Source organism: Ruminococcus sp. N15.MGS-57, assembly GCF_000980385.1.
Taxonomy (GTDB): Bacteria; Bacillota; Clostridia; order Oscillospirales; family Ruminococcaceae; genus Hominimerdicola; species Hominimerdicola aceti.
On the sequence record NZ_LARF01000096.1, the window covers coordinates 1 to 1,541 of the forward strand.

A 1,541-nucleotide genomic window follows, 5' to 3' on the forward strand; every position below is an offset into this window, starting at 1 on the left:
TAAATGCATATGAAGACAAAAGATGAGCTTCCTGTTTGCCCAGTGGCCACAGCAGTGTCACTTGTAGGTGGCAAATGGAAACTTCTTATTATACGAAACTTAAGAATGCGGTCATGGAGATTTAATGAGCTGCAGCGAGATTTGGAAGGTATATCTCAGAAGGTATTGACGGACAGCTTAAGGCAGATGATGGATGATGGTCTTGTATACCGACACGATTATCAAGAAATGCCGCCAAGAGTTGATTACAGTTTAACTGAATTGGGGGAAAAACTGCTGCCGATTATGGATGCGCTGGCAGATTTTGGAAATTATTATAAATATGCTATTAAGTAAACCATCCGGGACAGTAAAGAAGCCATTTTACCTGTTCCTATTGGATCAACTCTACGATCCGTAGGTAGCGAAAGCCCTTCATATACCGTACAATAGGCACATGGAGGTAAAAGTATTATGAATCAATATGTAACAGGAACTACGATTAAGGAATTGCGCGAAAAAAATAAGATTACGCAGGTGCAGCTTGCTGAAAAGCTTGGTGTGAGTGATAAGACGGTTTCCAAGTGGGAGACCGGAGTTTCCCATAGTTAAAGATACCACACCAAATATGATGAACCCACGCTTATACACTACCAGCTATAATAAACCGCAAGGACAGCAATTTGATGATACTGCTGTCCTTTCTTTTATAAAATTGCAGTACACATAAAAAAGCTGTAAAATGATAAATATATTTGTCCTTGTAACAATTCTCGGACATTTGCCTGTTATACTATCTGCAAAAAGCAAAGGAAGTGAGAATATGGAGCAGATTTTAATTGTCGAGGACGACAGTTTTTTGAATAAGATGTTAGACTATAACCTGACCGCAGACGGCTACGGCGTGACTTCTGCCCTAAATGCCAGAACCGCAGCCGAAGCCATCCGCCAGCGGGAATTTGATTTAGTGCTGCTGGACATCAACCTGCCGGACGGGAACGGTTTTGAACTGTGCAAGCTGATAAAGCCCCAGCACCCGGACACCATCGTAATATTCCTGACCGCCAACGATCAGGAGAGCGACCAGATACGGGGCTATGAGGTGGGCGCGGTGGACTACATCACAAAGCCCTTTGTGATCGGGGCCTTGCAGCGGAAAATCAAAGCCATGTTCGCCATGCTGGAACACCACAAACCGGCCAAGGACATTTACGACGACGGGCGGCTGTTTCTGGACTTCTCGGAGCAGACGGCTTCCTTAAACGGCAAGCCCCTGACCCTATCCCCGATGGAGTACAAAATGCTGAACCTGTTCCGTAAAAATCCCCGGCAAGTGCTGACCCGTGGGCAGCTTTTGGAAAAGCTGTGGGATATAGACGAGCGGTTTGTAGACGAACACACCCTGACAACCTCCATCAGCCGGATTCGCAGCAAGATTGAATCCGACGGCGACGCACCCTACATCAAGACCGTTTACGGCATGGGCTATCAATGGACGGGAGGCGAGGCAAAATGAAGTTTCAAAACCTCTCGGTAAAGCGGCTGTTTGGCCGGGTGGCAAT

General features: G+C 46.2%; 3 protein-coding genes. All 3 read left to right on the forward strand.

Annotated features, from left to right (window positions below; translation table 11 throughout):
- The first annotated feature begins 9 nt into the window (after nucleotides 1-9).
- On the forward strand, nucleotides 10-336 hold the full coding sequence (locus WS40_RS10515) for a winged helix-turn-helix transcriptional regulator (protein ID WP_046442189.1): 327 nt from the start codon (nucleotides 10-12) through the stop codon (nucleotides 334-336).
- 117 nt (nucleotides 337-453) lie between these two features.
- Entirely contained in the window at nucleotides 454-591 is a 138-nt protein-coding gene (locus tag WS40_RS11695; protein ID WP_442973543.1) for a helix-turn-helix transcriptional regulator, read from the forward strand.
- A 211-nt stretch (nucleotides 592-802) separates the two neighbouring features.
- On the forward strand, nucleotides 803-1,495 hold the full coding sequence (locus WS40_RS10520; protein ID WP_046442134.1) for a response regulator transcription factor: 693 nt from the start codon (nucleotides 803-805) through the stop codon (nucleotides 1,493-1,495).
- The last annotated feature ends 46 nt before the right edge of the window (nucleotides 1,496-1,541 follow it).